The sequence below is a fragment of the Marseilla massiliensis genome (assembly GCF_016899955.1).
Lineage (GTDB): Bacteria > Bacteroidota > Bacteroidia > Bacteroidales > Bacteroidaceae > Prevotella > Prevotella intestinigallinarum.
The window spans coordinates 113,266-132,521 of sequence record NZ_JACJJL010000003.1 but is presented as its reverse complement, the minus strand read 5'-3'; the positions used below and the strand labels follow the sequence as shown (position 1 = coordinate 132,521).

At 51.7% G+C, this 19,256-nt stretch carries 11 protein-coding genes; 4 read left to right on the top strand and 7 right to left on the bottom strand.

Going from position 1 to position 19,256, the window contains the following annotated elements:
* Positions 1-31 precede the first annotated feature (31 nt).
* The 4 genes from H6B30_RS02705 to gyrA form a co-directional block, all read right to left on the bottom strand.
* A complete protein-coding gene (locus H6B30_RS02705) occupies positions 32-1,780 on the bottom strand; it encodes a phospho-sugar mutase (RefSeq protein WP_205107655.1) in 1,749 nt (582 codons plus the stop codon).
* Between the two features lie 285 nt (positions 1,781-2,065).
* Entirely contained in the window at positions 2,066-3,196 is a 1,131-nt protein-coding gene (locus tag H6B30_RS02700) for a tetratricopeptide repeat protein (protein ID WP_239483460.1), read from the bottom strand.
* Positions 3,197-3,282: 86 nt separating this feature from the next.
* The gene (locus H6B30_RS02695) at positions 3,283-4,527 is read right to left on the bottom strand and encodes a tetratricopeptide repeat protein (protein WP_205107651.1); all 1,245 of its coding nucleotides are present in this window, start codon (positions 4,525-4,527) and stop codon (positions 3,283-3,285) included.
* A gap of 34 nt (positions 4,528-4,561) precedes the next feature.
* A complete protein-coding gene (gene gyrA / locus H6B30_RS02690; protein ID WP_205107649.1) occupies positions 4,562-7,180 on the bottom strand; it encodes a DNA gyrase subunit A in 2,619 nt (872 codons plus the stop codon).
* Positions 7,181-8,139: 959 nt separating this feature from the next.
* Here gyrA and H6B30_RS02685 point away from each other — a divergent pair.
* On the top strand, positions 8,140-10,674 hold the full coding sequence (locus tag H6B30_RS02685) for an ATP-dependent Clp protease ATP-binding subunit (protein ID WP_205107647.1): 2,535 nt from the start codon (positions 8,140-8,142) through the stop codon (positions 10,672-10,674).
* A gap of 450 nt (positions 10,675-11,124) precedes the next feature.
* On the opposite strand, the gene tilS is transcribed toward H6B30_RS02685, so the two are convergent.
* The 3 genes from tilS to H6B30_RS02670 are packed head-to-tail and all read right to left on the bottom strand — an operon-like array spanning position 11,125 to position 14,272.
* Positions 11,125-12,465 (bottom strand): tRNA lysidine(34) synthetase TilS, encoded by a 1,341-nt coding sequence (gene tilS, locus H6B30_RS02680; RefSeq protein WP_205107645.1) that lies wholly within the window; start codon positions 12,463-12,465, stop codon positions 11,125-11,127.
* A 6-nt stretch (positions 12,466-12,471) separates the two neighbouring features.
* Positions 12,472-13,659 carry a class I SAM-dependent rRNA methyltransferase gene (locus H6B30_RS02675; protein WP_205107643.1) on the bottom strand — a complete coding sequence of 396 codons (1,188 nt, stop codon included), beginning with the start codon at positions 13,657-13,659 and terminating at the stop codon, positions 12,472-12,474.
* The gene (locus H6B30_RS02670; protein ID WP_205107641.1) at positions 13,631-14,272 is read right to left on the bottom strand and encodes a 3'-5' exonuclease; all 642 of its coding nucleotides are present in this window, start codon (positions 14,270-14,272) and stop codon (positions 13,631-13,633) included. The genes H6B30_RS02675 and H6B30_RS02670 overlap by 29 nt, the downstream gene beginning before the upstream one ends.
* Before the next feature lie 263 nt (positions 14,273-14,535).
* On the opposite strand from H6B30_RS02670, the gene H6B30_RS02665 reads away from it, so the two are divergent.
* The 3 genes from H6B30_RS02665 to H6B30_RS02655 are packed head-to-tail and all read left to right on the top strand — an operon-like array spanning position 14,536 to position 19,112.
* Positions 14,536-16,995 (top strand): FtsK/SpoIIIE family DNA translocase, encoded by a 2,460-nt coding sequence (locus tag H6B30_RS02665; RefSeq protein WP_205107639.1) that lies wholly within the window; start codon positions 14,536-14,538, stop codon positions 16,993-16,995.
* Positions 16,996-17,034: 39 nt separating this feature from the next.
* Positions 17,035-17,637 (top strand): outer membrane lipoprotein periplasmic chaperone LolA1, encoded by a 603-nt coding sequence (gene lolA1 / locus H6B30_RS02660; RefSeq protein ID WP_205107637.1) that lies wholly within the window; start codon positions 17,035-17,037, stop codon positions 17,635-17,637.
* Positions 17,634-19,112 (top strand): DUF5687 family protein, encoded by a 1,479-nt coding sequence (locus tag H6B30_RS02655; RefSeq protein ID WP_205107635.1) that lies wholly within the window; start codon positions 17,634-17,636, stop codon positions 19,110-19,112. The genes lolA1 and H6B30_RS02655 overlap by 4 nt, the downstream gene beginning before the upstream one ends.
* The last annotated feature ends 144 nt before the right edge of the window (positions 19,113-19,256 follow it).

Sequence of the window (19,256 nt, the reverse complement as noted above, 5' to 3'; positions counted from 1 at the left end):
ATGATTTTACTATTTATGCAATATCGTCACATCAAAGGTTCAACGACTTCTTTATAGCCTCAATCTTTGCCTCGGCGCCTTCCATGCAACGGCCGTAGCAGTTTGAGCACTTCATGGTGTTGTCCTTAACCTCTATATAGAACTTAATCTTAGGCTCGGTGCCCGATGGGCGCACGCTCACCTTGGTGCCGTCTTCACAGAACCACTGCAAAACATTGCTCGTTGTAGGCATGTCGAGCTTCGACTTTGAGCCGTCAGCTTCAAGCTGCTCAAGTGTCTGATAGTCCTTCCATACCACAACCTTGCTGCCACCAAGTTCCTGAGGCGGGTTGTTTCTGAAGTCGGTCATCATCTGCTTTATCTCGTCAGCACCGCTCTTGCCCGGCTTAACCACATTGACAGTGAACTCCCTTGAGAACCCATACTCAATGTATATGTCCATAAGTATGTCATACAGCGTCTTGCCCTGGTCCTTGGCGTAAGCGCAAATCTCAGCCAACAGTGAGCAGGCTGATACCGCATCCTTGTCGCGGACGAAATCCTCGGCCAGGAATCCGTAACTCTCCTCACCGCCACCAATATACTGTTGCTTGCCTTCCGACTTGGCTATTTCGCTTGCAATCCACTTGAAGCCGGTGTAACAGTCGCGCATCTCTATGCCCTGCTTATCGGCAATCTTGCGTATTACTTCCGTGGTAACGATGGTCTTCACTATGAAGTCGCCTTTCTTGAGCAGTCCCTTGGCCTTGCGGTTGGTGATGATATAGTACAGGAACAGCAAGCATGTCTGGTTGCCGTTGATGAGAATCCACTCTCCCTTGTCGTTTTTGCAAGCCATTCCCACACGGTCAGCATCCGGATCGCTTGCCATCACGATATCGGCATCTATCTCCTTCGCGTCACGAAGAGCCAACGTCAGGGCCTCGCCGTTCTCTGGGTTGGGCGAAACAACGGTGGGGAAATCGCCGCTCTTCACCATCTGCTCTTTCACGCAATGCACGTTCTCAAAGCCCCAAAGCTTGAGCGAGCGCGGAATAAGGGTCATTCCGGTTCCATGCAGAGGCGTATAGACAATCTTCAGGTCTTTCTGTCGCTTTATCACCTCAGGGTCGATGCATATTTCTTTTATCCTGTCGAGATAAACCTTGTCTATCTCTTCGCCAATGATATTAATCAAATCCTTGTTGCCGGAGAAGTTAACATCAGATATCTTAACCTTGTTAACCTCGTCGATAATGCCTGTGTCGTGGGGCGAAAGCACCTGAGCACCGTCTTCCCAATAGGCCTTATAGCCATTATACTCTTTCGGGTTGTGGCTTGCCGTGACGTTCACTCCGGCCTGACACTTCAAGTAGCGTATAGCAAAAGAACACTCGGGCGTAGGCCTCATGTCGTCGAACAGGTATACCTTGATGCCGTTTGCCGAGAACACATTGGCCACAGTCTCTGCAAACAAGCGGCTGTTGTTACGGCAGTCGTGGCAAACCACGACCGAAATCTCATTCAGTCCGGCGAAGTTTTTGCGCAGATAATTGGCGAAACCTTGCGTGGCCAGACCTACGGTATAGATGTTCATGCGGTTGCTTCCGGCACCCATTATCCCACGGAGTCCGCCGGTTCCGAACTCCAAATCCTTATAGAAACTTTCAATGAGCTCTGTTTTGTCGTCACTCGACAACATTGCCTTTACCGCCTCTTGGGTTTTGGCATCAAACGATGGGGCAAGCCACTGTTGTGCCTTAGCCTCGCATTGAGCAATAAGTTGTTCGTTATTCTCCATAATTTTCAATGTTTAGATATACAAAAATCCTTTTACAAAGATAACAAAAATATCCCGAACGGAAGGCATTACATTACGGTTTTTCATTTTTTTAGCAGTGAACTATTGCACAACCTAAGGCTGCAACAAGCGGCATTCCTGCCGCCGTGTTGCCCTACAGCCAGGCAAGATGGTGTCATTAAAGCTAAGACACCGCTCTCATCTGAATGACGGAATGATACAAAATTGCAAATGATGGTAATCCATCGCGGCCAGCCCAACAAGCCGGCAAGGCCAAACAACGGCTCACTTTTCGTTAAGCAGGTTGTCCATCTCTTCAAACTGCTTGCCCATATTAAGCCTCAGGTAAATCCTGTAAAGCGCCGGCCCCCACTTTTGTTTGGCTTCGGGAGCCAGCTTCCTGTACTTTTCCATATATGGCAAAGCCTTCTGGTACAACTCCTTAATCTGCTTCCCGTATTGCCGTGAGTTGTTTTTTTGCACCAAGTTAAGCCCTTTGTTCAGGTATGCCGTGCCTGCATTGTAATATGGTTCAGCCAATGTGTCGTTAACGTTAATCAAAGAGTCGCTTACCAAAATGCACTCATCATATTGCCCCAAGTTAAGCAATACGGTCGACTTTGCAAAGAGGAACAACGGATTGTCGCCGTCCAACGACAACGACCTGTCTACTACCGACAATGCACTATCGAGCTTGTTGTCAAGCGTGTAGCAGTCCATCAGATGGGAAAAGAAATACGGCGACTGCGGATATTTGTCGAATCCGGCCTTCAAGACATCCCTGTACTTATCCTTGGCACCCATCAGATTGCAAGCTTCGGCTACATAGATTAGGGCTGTCTTGCGGCGCGTTGAATCGCTCAATGCCGCATCTGCATATTTCAACGTGAGCTGCGGGTCTTTCAGTTTGAATCCGCAATAAGTGGCCCAATATGCCGCATCAAGCATCTTCCTGTCATTTTGCCAATAATCGAACGCCGAAAAGAGAGGCTGGCGCCCGCAATCCAAATAGGCGTCAAAGAAAACAAAGGCCGTCTTATAATCCTTTTTGTGTATGTTGAACGTCCCTCCGTAATACAAGTTTGGCCTGTAAGTATCGAGCTCCGAAGCGTGTTTCTTCCGATACTCGAGCTTAACCCGCCCTTTCTTGTCGGGCGCGGCATCCACCGAGTCGAGCGCCTCAAGGACGGCAAACATACGCTTTGTGATATTAAAGAGCGATGCAGTGTCGTACTGTTGGTTCAGATAAAGTTTCTCGTTCCCAGCCTCATACTGCTTAAGCACAGCCTGATACAAAAGCAAATAAATCTTTGGATTCATCCTGTTCAATGAATCCTTAGACAGCAGCTCAACCATCAGCTTCTCTGCTTTGTCATAATCCTTGCCGCTCTTTATGTAAGACCGTGCTTGAGACATCTCCTTTCGTTGACCTCTCAAGCACGGTGTTATGGATAGCAAGAGAAGCGTTATAATAACAAGCTTCCTCATCCGCATTTACTGTTTTACTTGTTTCCCACGAGCTTCTCCATTTCAGCAGCCTTTGCCTTGTCGCCGAGGTTATAGTAAATCTGATACAATGGATAAGCCCAGTCGACCTTCTCACGGTTCGGGTCGATTTCCTTCGACTTCTCAAGGTAGACCTTTGCCTCAGCCAACACTGCCTTAACCTTGCTTGCATTGTCGGGAGTCAGGCCACCGGTCTTCTTGTCTGCCAGCTTGTCTTTCAGCTCGATAGCTTTCTGGTTGAGGCATACGCCGGTGTTGAAGATAACCTGCACAAAAGTAGGATCAAGCTCAGCAGCCTTCTTGTAGGATTCCACGGCGTCGTCCCACTTGCCGGTATTCATCTCAACCTCGCCCTTCAAGGCCCATGTCATCTTGTTGTTGGGATCCTTTGCAATCTCCTCTTCAGTCCATTGCTTCATCTCTGCCTGGCGTCCGGGCTTCGAATAGTAATCCATCAACAGGTTGAAATACCTGGCCTCGTCGGGATATTTAGAATGCAAATCCTTGACGGTGGCAAGGTAAGCGAGCGAGTCTTCCTTTGTCTTTGCGCCATCTTTCTGGGCGAAAAGCAAGATTTCGTTAGCCTCTTGTGCCTTGGCAGAGTCCTGTGCGGCCATCTTAGCATACTTAGTGGCTGTTGCATAGTCCTTGATATTATAGGAAGAAAGGCCTATATAATAGCAAACCTCAGAGCGATACTGATCTTTGGTCATGTCAAGACCCGTGAAAAGAGGATCCTCGGCGCTGTCTATGTAAAGCTTCCATGCCTTGATTGCCTCGGGCAGGTTTTTGTTGTTGTACTCGTAAAGACCTGCGCTGATGACATAAGGACGCGAGATGAAGAACTTCTTGCCGTTGGCTTCGCGGAAGCGAATCTTCACCTTGCCCTTGGCATTAGGCTGACGGTCGTACTCGTCACACTTCATAGCAGCCTCCAGCGATGCCACCATGGCCTTGTGCATGGCCGCGGTATCGAAAGGAGTGGTAGAGTTGTTGGCCTTGTTTGCCTGCTCGGCAGCCTGACCTTTCATGAAGATTTGATACTGGATTTCGCTCATCACGTTCCACGCCTCGGCCTTGTCTTCCGTCTGGTCGGAAGTAAGTGCAGGAGTGATAGTCTTTACAGCTTCCTCCAGTTCACCTTTGTCGCACAGTTTCTTGGCACTCTTTACCAAGTCATCCTGTGCGAAAGCAGCGGTAGTCATGACTGCCAAAGCTGCCATCATCATAATCCTTTTCATTGCTTTGTAAATTTAGTTTAACATTTATTTCACCTTAACTTAATTCCGAATCACCATCGTCTCCATCCTGCGACGCTTCGGCCAGTCCCGAGGCATCGGCGCCGTTGTCGCCTAACGGCCTCGTTTCGGCATTCTGATGTGCACCGCCCATCTCCTCGCCGAACTCATCGAGGCTCTCTTGCTCGACCACTTCCTCGTCGCTTGCGCTCATCACCTTGCATACGCTCGCAATCGTATCATTCTTCTTTGTCAGGTTTATCAGCCTTACGCCCTGGGTTGCACGGCCCATGACCCTGACGTCGGCAACTTTGAGCCGGATAAGTATTCCGCTCTTGTTGATTATCATCAGGTCGTTGTCGTCGGTCACAACCTTTATGGCTACGAGCCGCCCGGTCTTTTCGGTGATGCTGAGCGTCTTCACACCCTTGGCCCCACGTGAAGTCTTGCGGTAGTCTTCTACATTGCTGCGCTTGCCGTAACCCTTCTCGCTGACCACCATGATGGTCTCCGTCTGTGGGTCGTTGATGCACACCATGCCCACAACCTCGTCGTCGCCACCGTCGAGTTTCATGCCGCGTACACCTGTAGAGACACGCCCCATGGTCCTGACATCGCTCTCATTGAAACGTATGGCGCGCCCGTTTCTGTTGGCCAGCACAATCTCGTTGTTGCCGTTGGTAAGTCGCACGCCCACCACCTGGTCGTCATCCATAATGTTGATGGCTATCACACCATTCGCCCTCGGACGGCTGTAAGCCTCAAGGCATGTCTTCTTTATCACTCCGTTCTTGGTGGCAAAGACCACATAGTGTGTGTTAAGGAACTCGGCGTCATCAAACTTCTTTATCCTGAGCACGGCATTGATGGCATCGTCCGACTCGATATTGAGCAGATTCTGTATGGCGCGCCCTTTGGCGTTCTTCGCCCCCTCGGGAATCTCGTAGCACTTGAGCCAGTAGCAACGGCCCTTCTGGGTGAAGAACAGCAACGTGTTGTGCATCGTGGCCGGATAGATATACTCTGTGAAGTCTTCGTCGCGGGTATTGGCGCCCTTGCTGCCCACCCCGCCACGGCTTTGCTCCCTGAACTCCGAGAGCGCCGTGCGCTTGACATAGCCCAGGTGACTGATGGTAATCACCACGGGGTCGTCGGGATAGAAGTCTTCAGCATTGAACTCCTCGCTTGTATACTTTATTTCCGTACGGCGCTCGTCGCCGTATTTCTCCTTCACCTCGAGAAGCTCATCCTTTATCACTTTCTTGCATAGCTCAGGGTCGTCAAGTATAGACTGCAGGTAGGCGATGAGCTTTTCAAGTTCCTCGTAGTCGTGGCGCAGCTGGTCCATCTGCAGTCCTGTCAGCTGCCTGAGCCTCATGTCAACGATGGCCCTTGCCTGAACGTCATCAAAGCCGAACCTCTGCTTCAGGTTTTCGATGGCCTCCTGAGGTGTCTTTGAAGCCCTGATGATGTGAACCACCTCGTCGATATTGTCGCAGGCCACAATCAAAGCCTCAAGTATATGGGCGCGCTCCTGTGCCTTGTTAAGGTCGAACTTGGTGCGCCTGATGGTCACGTCGTGCCTGTGCTCAACGAAATAGCGCACGCAATCCTTTAGTGAGAGGAGCTTCGGACGGCCTTTCACCAACGCGATGCAATTCACTGAGAACGAAGACTGTAGCGCCGTCATCTTAAACAACTTGTTAAGTATGACATTGGCATTGGCGTCGCGCCTGACGTCGACAACGATACGCATGCCCTGACGGCCCGACTCATCGTTGACGTTGGTTATTCCTTCTATCTTTTTTTCGTTGGCAAGGTCGGCTATATACTTAACCAAGTCGGCCTTGTTTACGCCATAAGGTATTTCGGTAACAACAATTTTGTCGTGGGTGTCGCCGCTCTCAATCTCGGCCTTTGCGCGCATCACGATGCGGCCGCGCCCGGTCTCATAAGCCTCCTTCACCCCGTTTACACCATATATATATGCACCCGTAGGGAAATCGGGGGCCTTGATATACTGCATCAGCCCGTCGGTGTCGATGTCGGGGTTGTCTATATATGCACAACAACCGTCAATCACTTCGCCGAGGTTGTGCGTAGGTATGTTGGTGGCCATACCCACCGCGATGCCGTTTCCTCCGTTAACCAGCAGATTGGGTATCTTTGTAGGCATCACGGTTGGTTCGGTGAGCGAGTCGTCGAAGTTGTTCACCATGTCGACAGTGTCTTTTTCCATGTCGTCCATGATGTGTTCGCCCATCTTCGAAAGGCGACACTCAGTGTAACGCATGGCCGCGGGCGAGTCGCCATCCACCGAACCAAAGTTGCCTTGCCCGTCAACCAACGTGTAACGCATGTTCCAATCCTGTGCCATCCTGACCAAGGCGCCATAAACGGAACTGTCGCCGTGGGGGTGGTACTTACCCAGAACCTCACCTACCACGCGCGCGCACTTCTTATATGGCTTATCGCTCGTGTTGCCAATTCCCAACATACCATACAGAATACGGCGGTGTACGGGCTTGAAACCATCGCGCACATCAGGCAGCGCCCTGGCCACAATCACCGACATCGAGTAGTCTATATAGGAGGATTTCATCTCCTCCTCGATATTAATCTTAATAATTCTGTCTTGATCTAATGTCTGATCCATTGGATTGTCTATATTGTTTTAATTCTATTTTATATTCGCTCACTCCGTTGTTTTCACATCATCAACTTGACGGCGGCACTCACGGCGCAAAATGCCGTCTAAGGCCATTTACGCAGCTTCTGGCGCGATTAAGTTCCTTTTTAGCATTCAAAATTACTACATTTTCTTTACATGGCAAAACATTTTAGCCTTTTTTAGGCTACTCTGCCAAATGCTATGGGTTTTAGCTGCCGCCGCGGCGGTGGAGCGACAAGCCGAGGCACAAGGCCTGGGCAGCGCAAGCGGCCGGCAGCAGCCCTCACGCCCGCATCGCCGACTGCGCCATCTGGGGTGACGGCAAGGGCCATACCTGCCGCCGTACGCCGGCATTCGTCGGGATTCCTTACGGATATGAAAGGCTCGCGCCCCATCTGCCTGCCGGCAAGAGTGGCTCCTACGGGCACGCTACCGACTGCCCTTGCCGTTGAACCGAGCAGGGGGAACAAGGCCAACGGAATCTGCCTGAAAACGAAACAGGCCGTTCCGCAATGCAATACGACCCGTTTCACCCAGCCGGGCCGACCGGGACAGAATCCAACACAGGCCATTCGCTAAACCAATAATTTAATGTTCTCATGTAAAATAGCATATATCAAATAATTAAATATAAACAACAATACCTGAAATATGCCCCGATGAGATAGTTGCAACAGTAGCGAGCCCGGGCGGAGACGTGCGGCCGAGGCAGGCCTGCCGAACCGGGTGGCAACCCCCAAAGGCGCAATGGGGCAGCCCTGAGCCACACATTATGTTTACAATGTGGAACCAAGAGCGCACAAACAAATGCAAAATGTCATAAATCGACGTCGCGGCTGAGCATCAGAGCAATGTTTGGCACAGCTTTTGCAATACTGTATATTGTCATTGCACCAACACGCACTTGACTACACATTACATAGATAAAGAAAGGAACAGACAATATGACAAGCCAGTTTTCACCCAAAGTATCAGAGATACTCGCTTATAGCAGGGAAGAAGCAGCACGCCTTGCCAGCAGTTCGGTAGCGCCGGAGCATCTGCTTTTGGGGCTTCTCAGGATGAAAGATGGCCCGGTGATTGATGTGTTCAGGCGACTGAATGTCGACCTCCGGCTCGTAAAGGCCGAACTGGAGGACAGGGTTAAGCAGAACGAAGTGGGCCAGCCAATAAACACATCCGAACTCGTGTTAAACGAAAAGGCGAGCAACATTCTCAAACTTGCTGTACTTGAGGCACGAATACAACACCTGCAGCGAGTTGACGAGCAACATATTCTATTGGCAATACTACACGACAACGTAAACAACGGAGCAAAAGAAATATTGGAACAGAACGACATGACATACGACGACGTATATGCTCTGCTGCAACAGAAGAGCAGCGTCAACGACGGTATCGGACTTCCAGACGAAGACGAGTACGAAGAGGCAAACCAGGATGACAAGGGCAAATATGGCGACAGGCAGCAGGGCGGGCAGCAACCCACCACGCAGACACGCAAGCCTGGCGGGAAGACGCCCGTGCTCGACAACTTTGGCACCGACCTGACACTGGCAGCGGCCGAAGGCAAGCTCGACCCCGTGGTGGGACGCGAGCACGAGATAGCCCGGGTGGTGGAAATAATTGGCCGCAGGAAGAAAAACAACCCAATTCTGATTGGCGAGCCCGGTGTTGGAAAGAGCGCCATAGTGGAAGGGCTGGCACAGCTTATTGCAAAGCGACAGACGTCGCCGGTGCTTTTCGGGAAAAGGCTTATAAGCCTCGACATGACCGGCATTGTGGCCGGGACGAAATACCGTGGGCAATTTGAAGAGCGCATAAAAGCGCTGATAAAGGAGATTGAGCAAAACCCGGACGTCATTATATTCATCGACGAGATACACACAATAATCGGCGCCGGCTCGACTCCCGGCAGCATGGATGCCGCCAACATTCTCAAACCGGCACTGGCCAGGGGCACCATACAGTGCATCGGGGCCACAACGCTCGACGAATACCGCAACAGCATTGAAAAAGACGGCGCGCTCGAGAGGCGTTTCCAAAAAGTGCTGGTGGAACCGACAAGCAGTGACGAGACGCTGACCATACTCAACAACATAAAAGACAGGTATGAGCATCACCACCATGTGAAGTATACCGACGGGGCTCTCAGCGCGTGTGTCAAACTGACAGAGAGATATGTCACAGACCGCCAGTTCCCTGACAAGGCCATCGACGCCCTGGACGAGACAGGCTCGCGGGTTCACATGGGCAACGTACGGATACCTCCCGAGATAACAGAGAAGGAGAAAGAGATTGAACTCGTAAAGGCAAAGAAGCAGGCGGCTGTGCGCAACCAGAACTTTGAACTGGCTGCTGGGTTCCGCGACAAGCAGACCGAACTGGAAAAGGAACTGGCCGAACTCAACGAACGCTGGACCAACGGCGACGGCGAAGAGCGCCAGACGGTGACCGAAAAAGACGTGGCCGAGGTGGTTTCGATGATGACGGGTGTGCCGGTGCAGCGAATGGCCGAATCGGAAGGGCTGCGCCTTAAAGGCATGGCTTCGGAGCTGAAGAAGGAGGTTGTGGGGCAAGACAGGGCCATAGACAAAATGGTGAAAGCCATCCAACGCAACCGTGTAGGGCTGAAAAGCCCCAACCACCCTATTGGAGTGTTCATGTTCCTCGGGCCTACCGGTGTGGGCAAGACATATCTTGCAAAGAAACTGGCCGAGTTTATGTTCGGCTCGCAAGACGCTCTTATACGCATAGACATGAGCGAATACACCGAGAGCTTCAATGTTTCAAGGCTCATCGGGGCGCCTCCGGGATACGTGGGTTACGAGGAAGGCGGACAGCTGACGGAAAAGGTGCGCCGCCACCCCTATTCCATCGTGCTGCTCGACGAGATTGAAAAGGCCCACGGAAATGTGTTCAACCTGTTGCTGCAGGTGCTCGACGAAGGCAGGCTTACCGACGGCAACGGCCGCTTTGTCGACTTCCGCAACACGGTAATCATAATGACAAGCAACGCGGGCACGCGCCAGCTCAAAGAGTTCTCCCACGGTGTGGGATTCACGGCGGGCAATGCGGGCATCGCCATGAACGACAAAGACAAAGAGTATGCGCGCAGCATCATACAGAAATCGCTGAGCAGGCAGTTCTCGCCAGAGTTCCTCAACCGCCTGGACGAGATAATAACATTCGACCAACTGGACCTTACGGCCATCAAGAGCATAATCGACATCGAACTGTCGGGGCTGTTCAAAAGGGTCAACGCCCTGGGCTACAACATCGAGATAAACGACGAAGCCAAGGAGTTTGTTGCAACCAAGGGGTACGACGTGCAGTTTGGGGCAAGGCCTTTGAAGCGGGCCATCCAGAACTACATTGAAGACAAGCTGTGTGAAATGATCATTAACGGCGACCTTGAACAAGGGCAGACCATAAGGATTGGCAAAGCTGAGGGAAAGGACGATGTCTTTCTGGAATAAACCATCAACCCTATGCAAGAAGGGGCAGGCCGAAAGCGGCCTGCCCCTTCTTGCTTATTGCCTGGGCTTCAACCCCTATCGGCCATTATACATCCACACCTTTTCATTCTCTTACCATGCAGGCTCCTTGGCGCCCTTGCCAAAGGCATACCTGGCAACGGCAGACAAAGCGAGCTGGCAAGATGCCTGCAAGAGGCAGGAAGCGATTGCGGAGCATGGCAGGAATGCAAAAGCCATGCCTCCAGCAGCATGGCGCACCGTTTCGGTATGACGGCGAAACAGATGTCGAACCTGTCTGCTTGCCTCATGTGGCAGACTGGCACACTATGTCTTTTAGCCTTGCATACCAAATTTCCCGGCTGCCGGAATTGCTTGAATTCCACAATCTCTCATGACAGATATGGCACCTACGGCAATCAATCAACCGTAAGCGCAAAGCCCGGTTGCAGCCTAAGGCTCTTCGACAAACGACATTATCAACGCCGATTTGCTTTCGCCGGTGATGCGGCATCTGTTGTCTACGCGTTCACCCACGAGCCAGACAATCTTACCGGTGGCATCTTCAACCACAAGCTGGCCACGCTTCTGAAACAGGTTTCGCTTGCGGTCAGTGAGGTAATCACTGACAAGCTTCGCCCCTTTCATGCCAAACGGCACAAACCTGTCGCCTTCGCGCACATGCCTGAGTGTAAGCGGGAATGCCACGTTTGCCGCGTCAACACTCGCCACGCAGCCCTGACGAGATATTGCAAACGACGCGTCGACCGGCCTGACGTCAAGGCGCAGCTTCCTTCCATCGCCATATACATATACCCCAGGCTCAGGCATGCGCAAATCACGGCATGGTTCACGCTTTTCTGAAATAAGCATCCTGCCCCGGTCTATGGCCAAGTCATAGCCACCGGAAGAATACACCTTTCCCGGTGCGGCGTCTATGTTAAGGTATACCTGCTCTGCATGCTGCGACGAAAATCCGTAACCTTGAAGTATCTCAAACAGCGTGGCTTCGGGCGAAGGCTGTTGTTTCAGTCGGTCAATGTTCACATACACCAAACCGCCTTCGCGCCCCGTCACCATCGACACCGAATCGGCGATTGCGGCATCATACACCTTTTCGGCCTCAGCCACAAGCCCGGAAGTACGCTGGATGTTGCCTACAGCCTCGGGATAGATTGTTTTCATCAGCGGAATCAGCTCAAGCCGTATCTTGTTGCGCACCACGTCGGGCACGAGGTTTGTGCTGTCGGTCACATATCCCTGGCCGCGTGAGCTGAGGTATTGTTCGATGTCGCTGCGGCTCAAGCATAGCAGCGGGCGCACCACAAAGCCATTCTTCGGCCTTATGCCCACCAGTCCGTGAATGCCGGTGCCACGCATGAGGTTCATCAGCACCGTCTCGACATTGTCATTCTGATGGTGGGCCACACACACAGCGGCAGCACCGATGTCGCCCAACAGTTGCTTGAAGTAGGCATACCTCAGCCGTCGGGCAGCCATCTCTATGCTCACCTTGTGCAACGAAGCATACGCCTTTGTATCAAAGTGGACTATGTGCAAAGGCACATTGTTGGTGTGGCAAAGGCATTTAACAAAGTCCTCGTCGCGGTCGGACTCTTCTCCCCTCAGGTGAAAATTGCAATGGGCAGCCTCTACGGCATAGCCCAGCTCGCGCAAAAGCAGCAACAAGGCCACGCTGTCGGCCCCGCCACTCAGTGCAACAAGGCATGTGGAACGCTTATCCAAAAGCCCGTGCTTGGCTATATATCCCGCAACAATGTCTTTTATTGCCACTGCAGTCTATTCTACGTAAAGCACCAGCCCCTTCAGATATTCTCCTTCAGGATGGTAAATGTTGATTGGATGGTCGGCGGGCTGATGCAACTGATGCAATATCCTGACCTTGCGCCGGGCAACAGTGGCCGCGGTAAATACGGCATTGCGGAAATTGTCCTTGGTGACAACCTGGCTGCAAGAGAACGTAAACAATATGCCGCCGGGCTGTATTTTCTCAAGTGCCTTGGCATTGAGCCGCGTGTAACCCTTCAAGGCGTTGTGCAATGCCCCGCGATGCTTGGCAAATGCCGGCGGATCGAGAATGATAAGGTTATACTTGTCAGCCACCTTGTCGAGGTACTTAAAGGCATCTTCACAATAAGCAGCGTGGCGTTCGTGAGACGAGAAGTTTAATTCCACGTTCTTCTCCGTAAGCTCTATGGCCTTGGCGCTACTGTCGACAGAATGCACCGACGCCGCCCCGCCACGCATGGCATACACGGAAAAGCCCCCGGTATAACAGAACATATTGAGCACATTGCGCCCCGCCGAGTAGTGCTCGAGCAGAGAGCGGTTGTCGCGCTGGTCGATGAAAAAGCCCGTTTTCTGGCCTTTCAGCCAATCGACGTAAAACTTCAATCCGTTTTCCACAGCCACATTGTCGGCGCTTCCGCCACAGATGAAGCCGTCTTCCTGCCCCAACTCGGCCTTGAATGGCAGTGTTGTCTCACTCTTATAATAAATATTGTCAATGCGCCCGCCCATGACAGCCATCAACTCCCGGGCAATGTCGTTGCGCATCATGTGCATCCCAACGCTGTGGGCCTGCATTACAGCGGTCTTGCCATACACGTCGATGACCAGGCCGGGCAAGAAATCGCCCTCGCCATGCACCAGACGATAGGTGTCGCCGGCCGAACTGTCGGCCAGGCCAAGGGCAATGCGCATTTCCAAAGCGCCCTTCAGCGAGGCAGACCAGAACTTTGAATCAATATCGCAATCATCGAATGACAACACCCTGACAGAGATAGAGCCTATCTGGTAATGCCCCACGGCAATGAAACGACCGTCGGACGAAAACACATTAACAACCTCGCCCTCGTCGACGCCATCGTCCACGTGGGCTATCGCGCCAGAGAACACCCATGGGTGGAAGCGGTCAAGGCTCTGTTCCTTGCCTTTTCTAAGATATACTTTTCTGTACTTGTCCATCTTCTTGCTTTATTAATTCGTAATCGCCATAGGCTTTCAGATGTTGCAACTCCTCGTAAAGCTTGATGCAAGCCCAAGCATCCGTAGCGGCATACAGCTTTTGATTGTCGTTGAGCACGTCGGCCTCCCAGTTTGTAAGCCTCTGCCCTTTGCTTATTTTCTCACCGAACACGTTTGCGTAAAGCTTCTGCAGGCTCTTGTCTTCAATGCCTATCTCGCCCACGTGGTCCTGTAAGTCAATGAAATAACCGGGCTTAAACTCGGCTATCTTGTGCAACATTAGGAGGTCGTCGTGAAGCGACAGTCCGACCTTGGGCACCTTGGTATCTTCCAATAGGCGTATGATGTCTTCAGACATGCCAATGATGTTAAGCCTGAACAAGAAACAAGTATCCACTGAAGACACCTGAAGCAACGACACTTTGTGCGTCACGCCTTTCTTAAACGAAGGCCGTGTCTCCGTGTCTATACCCAATATGGGCTGTGACAGCAGGAAGTCAACAGCCTTTTTGGCTTCTGTTGCTGACAGCACAACCACGATACGCCCCTGGAACAAAGCCCGGGGCAGCACGCCGATTTGCGACTTGTCATACTTATTATATATTGTTTTCATCGTTTATTCTAACACTATTATACGCCAATCCTATATGCCTGAGCCGAACAGCCAACCGGAACCAACTCACCCACAGGACTATGCTGTAGCATGGTAAGCTTTCACCCATTGTCAGCCACCGCCATTCAGACTGTCAACAGGCCGGCCGCGCCCCTCTGCAGTGAAAGCGTTTCAAGATGCAAAATTACAAAAAAATCATGAGTTTATTATCTATTCTGACTTTTTTCAGCTACATTTGCACAATAATTGAGAAAGATTCAAAGATGGCAAGGAAAAAAGATAAGCGTAAAACTTCTTCTCTAAGCGAAACCCTTGGGTTCAATACTATATTCCACAACGAGAAACTGAATTTTGTAATTGGCCTGCTTTTACTTGTAATGGCCGGTTATATGATATTGGCGTTCACCTCGTTTTTCACCACAGGTGCAGCCGACCAGACATTGATTGAAATGCCTAAGGTAGGCGAATTGATGAACACCCAGCGTGAGTTTAAAAACAGTTGTGGCTCCATCGGGGCGCACACAGCCTACTTTTTCGTAAAAAGATGCTTTGGACTGGCGTCGTTTCTCGTGCCCACATTCTTGTGCATGGTGGCCATGAGGCTCATGAGGGCATACCAACTCAACCTCGTCAAGTGGTTTCTGTGCCTAATGCTACTGATGATATGGCTGTCGGTAACGCTGGCTAAGTTTCTCTCACCCGTGTTTGTAGACCAGTGCTACAACCCGGGTGGCGACCACGGAGTGTTCCTTTGCACGACAATAGAAAACCTGGTGGGCTCTCCCGGCCTGACAGCAATACTTATTGTCATTGCCATAGCCTTCCTGACATACATCAGCGCAGAAACTATCTACCTGATAAGGAAGCTGCTCAACCCCGTCAAATTCTTTACCGACAGGGTCAAGTTCAACGTCACGAGCTATGAAGAGCAAAACACAGCAAAGCCGACCAACACTATCGAAACCCTTGAAGACCCCAAGGTGTTTGACGACCCCACAACCGAAGTGATTGAGTTTGAAGGAGATGACGTTGCCATGCCAACAGGGCCGGCCCGAGCCACAGGCGACACAAAAGCGACACCTGAGCCTGCCGACACAGAGAAAGACAAAGATGTGGTCATGGACATCAAGGTGGCCGGCGACGAGAAAGAGGCTGTCGGCACCTCACTGGTCAACGGGAATGTGACGACAATGGCCCCCTACGACCCCAAGCGCGACTTGGAGAACTACCACTACCCTACGCTCGACTTGCTGAAGAAGTATGAGAATGACGGCAAGCCTTACATCGACATGGCCGAACAGACAGCCAACAAAAACCGCATCGTGGAAGTGTTGCGCAACTTCGGGGTCGAGATAAGCAGCATAAAAGCCACGGTAGGCCCGACAATAACCCTATATGAAATCACCCCGGCGCAAGGGGTCAGAATCTCAAAGATACGCAATCTTGAGGACGACATAGCGCTGAGCCTCTCGGCATTGGGCATCAGAATCATTGCCCCTATACCAGGGAAAGGCACCATCGGCATTGAAGTGCCTAATGCAAAGCAAAACATCGTCTCGATGGAAAGCATACTTAATTCAAAGAAATTCCAGGAGACGACGATGGAACTGCCTTGTGCCGTGGGAAAGACCATTACCAACGAGGTGTTCATGTTCGACCTTGCCAAGATTCCGCACCTGCTTGTGGCTGGTGCGACAGGACAGGGAAAGTCGGTTGGCCTCAATGCAATCATCACATCACTTCTATACAAGAAGCACCCTGCAGAACTGAAAATTGTGCTCATAGACCCCAAGAAGGTCGAGTTCAGCATATACAGCCCGATAGCCAACCACTTCCTTGCCAAAGTGCCGGACGAAGACGCCGAACCCATCATTACGGACGTCAGCAAAGTAGTAAGGACGCTCAACAGCCTGTGCAAGGAGATGGACACACGCTACGACTTGCTCAAGCAAGCCGGCGCGCGCAACATAAAGGAGTATAACAAGAAGTTTATCTCAAGGCAACTCAACCCGGAGAAGGGCCATCGGTTCATGCCCTACATAGTAGTGATAATCGATGAGTTCGGCGACCTGATAATGACTGCAGGCAAGGAAATAGAGCTTCCCATTGCGAGAATAGCCCAGCTGGCGCGTGCCGTGGGCATACACATGGTCATTGCGACCCAGCGCCCCACGACAAGCATCATCACCGGAAACATCAAGGCCAACTTCCCGGGGCGCATTGCCTTTAAGGTCAGTGCCATGATTGACTCGAAGACAATTCTCGACAGGCCGGGTGCCAACCAGCTGATTGGGCGTGGCGACATGCTCTTCCTCAACGGCAACGAGCCTGTCCGGGTGCAATGCGCATTTGTAGACACGCCCGAAGTGGAACGCATCAACAAGTACATTGCCCAGCAACAGGGATATACCACTCCGTTCGAGCTGCCAGAGCCGGACAATGGCGACGGCGAAAACCTTGGCAGTTCGGCCGACATGGACATGCAGCACCTCGACCCGCTGTTTGAGGAAGCGGCACGCCTCATTGTGCTTAACCAGTCGGGCAGCACCAGCCTCATCCAACGCAAGTTCTCCATCGGCTACAACAGGGCAGGCCGACTGATGGACCAGCTCGAGAAGGCCGGCATCGTTGGGGCAGCAATGGGCAGCAAGCCGCGTGAAGTGCTTATCCAGGACGAGGTCAGTCTTGACAACCAGATAAAGTCATTGAGGACGGTTCACTGAGTGTACACAACCATATAGAATTTAGAAAACGAAAAGTATATGAAAAGAAACATTCTTGCTTTGATAGCCTTGATTACACTAAGCTGTGGGGCAATGGCCCAACCGGCCAAAGCGGTGCTCGACAAAGTAGCTGCCGTGGTGAGCAACAAGGGAGGGGCTTCGGCCAGCTTCCGCATCGCAAGTAGCCAGTACGGCAATACTACAGGAAGCATTGCGATAAAAGGCCGGAAGTTTAAGACTACCACACCGGCGGCCACCGTGTGGTTTGACGGTACTACCCAGTGGACCTACATGGCCAGAAGCAACGAGGTGAACATAAACACTCCGACCGAAGGCGAACTACAGGCAATCAATCCCTACAACTTCATCAATATGTACCGAACCGGGTTTACGTATAAGATGAAGACCGTTGGCACCAACTACCAGGTTCACCTGACAGCGACCAACAAGTCGCGCCAGATTCAGGAAATGTACATCACGGTAAACAAGTCGACCTATGTGCCAACGCAAATCAAGATGCGTCAAGGGGCAAACTGGAGCACTATAGTAATAAGCAACTTCAAGAAAGCCAATCTGAATGACGCGACATTCACATTCAACGCAAAAGCTTATCCGAAGGCCGAAATAATTGACCTCAGATGACAAGGGCTCAGCGCATACGGCTGTTTCTCGGCATCATGCGACTGGGCGAGCGCCGCAACCCGGCGTCAGGCTCACGGTGGTCGAAGATGCTGGAATGGTTTGGGGCCGCACTCGCATGCCTTTACCTTTCGGCATGCGGTGTGGGCCTCGGCTTCTTGGCAAAAGACATTGGCCCGTACACCATCGTGGGCGTAATGCCGTTTGTGCTTATTGTAGACTTCTCGATGCGCTTTGCATCCCGAAAGAAGCCCATCGACATTACGCCATATCTCATCCTCCCGGTCAAACGGTCTGAAGTGATAGACAGCTTGCTGCTCTCTTCGCTCGCGGCAGGCTACAATTTCGTTTGGCTATGCCTCTTCATTCCACACTGCATCACTGTTGCCGCCATGGGCGTGGCACCCCTGCCAGAGGCAGCGGGCATTGCGCTGGTCTGCCAATTTCTGATAGAGACAAACTGCCTGTGGCAACTGTTGGTGCGCTCCCTGACAAACAAAAGCCTGGCTTGGTGGGCATTGCCTGCCATGGCATACGCCATGCCGATGGCTGCCGCCGGCATGGCGTCGACAAGCGACGCCCCCGAGGCCATTCTCGACTTCTTTGTCGCACACGGACATACGCCGGTTTCTATCTTGGCATACATGGCATGCTTCGCGATGCTGTTTGTGGCCAACCGTCACGTCTTGCTGTGTTCCGCCACGCAAGAAGCCACAGGCGACGGCACTAAGCGCAAGGCCGCGACAAAGATAACATTGCCCGAGAAATGGGGAATAACCGGCGAATACATGAAACTTGAGATTAAAAGCACGATGCGCAACAAAGCCATCAAGCGCAATTTCATGCAGGGCATATTGCTAATGTCGCTACTGAGCGCGATGATTACATTTACCACCATCTACGACAACGACAGTTTCTCGCAGACCACCTATTGCTTCTACTGCTTCATCTTTTTTGGTATAGTCAACCTGACAAGAATTATGGGAGCCGAGGGAAACTACATCGACATGCTCATGACGCACAAAGAGAGCACCTACCAACTGCTCAAGGCAAAATATTACTATTACTGCATGGTGCTGGCCGTGCCGCTGGCCATACTGCTGCCGGCCATGATTTCGGGCAAGCTGCCACCGTCATTGGTCTTTGCCGGGTTGTTCACAACCACCGGGCCGATTTATTTCATCCTCTTCCAACTGGCAGTGAACAACCGGCAGACAATGCCTCTCAACAATACTGCAATAGGAAGGCCGGGCTCCAACAATGCCATCCCGGCCATGATAGGCATTGTTTCGTTCATTGCCCCGATAGCTGCCATACAGCTGATTGCCCTCGCTGTAGGCAAGGAAACATCGCTACTGATAATGACGGTCGCAGGGTTGGTGTTTACCGTGACCCACAAGTTGTGGCTGCATAACATATATGCAAGGATGATGCGCAAGAAACACGCAAACCTCGAGGGATTCCACGCCACAAGATAACGTGTTGCAGTCATCGGAATACGACGGGACACGCCATCCCGCCCCCACCCCCGCAGATAAAGAAAAAGTTATGGTCTTACCTTTTCGCAGGCAAGACCATAACCACAAACAACTGAACAAAAATCATTTAGAAACCAATATCTT

What these genes read in the sequence shown, in the direction of transcription:
- H6B30_RS02655 (WP_205107635.1), top strand. Translation starts at nt 17,634, where the DNA reads ATGACAAGGGCTCAGCGCATACGGCTGTTTCTCGGCATCATGCGACTG.
- lolA1 (WP_205107637.1), top strand. Translation starts at nt 17,035, where the DNA reads ATGAAAAGAAACATTCTTGCTTTGATAGCCTTGATTACACTAAGCTGT.
- H6B30_RS02685 (WP_205107647.1), top strand. Translation starts at nt 8,140, where the DNA reads ATGACAAGCCAGTTTTCACCCAAAGTATCAGAGATACTCGCTTATAGC.
- H6B30_RS02670 (WP_205107641.1), bottom strand. Translation starts at nt 14,272, where the DNA reads ATGAAAACAATATATAATAAGTATGACAAGTCGCAAATCGGCGTGCTG.
- H6B30_RS02675 (WP_205107643.1), bottom strand. Translation starts at nt 13,659, where the DNA reads ATGGACAAGTACAGAAAAGTATATCTTAGAAAAGGCAAGGAACAGAGC.
- H6B30_RS02700 (WP_239483460.1), bottom strand. Translation starts at nt 3,196, where the DNA reads ATGTCTCAAGCACGGTCTTACATAAAGAGCGGCAAGGATTATGACAAA.
- H6B30_RS02695 (WP_205107651.1), bottom strand. Translation starts at nt 4,527, where the DNA reads ATGAAAAGGATTATGATGATGGCAGCTTTGGCAGTCATGACTACCGCT.
- H6B30_RS02705 (WP_205107655.1), bottom strand. Translation starts at nt 1,780, where the DNA reads ATGGAGAATAACGAACAACTTATTGCTCAATGCGAGGCTAAGGCACAA.
- gyrA (WP_205107649.1), bottom strand. Translation starts at nt 7,180, where the DNA reads ATGGATCAGACATTAGATCAAGACAGAATTATTAAGATTAATATCGAG.
- H6B30_RS02665 (WP_205107639.1), top strand. Translation starts at nt 14,536, where the DNA reads ATGGCAAGGAAAAAAGATAAGCGTAAAACTTCTTCTCTAAGCGAAACC.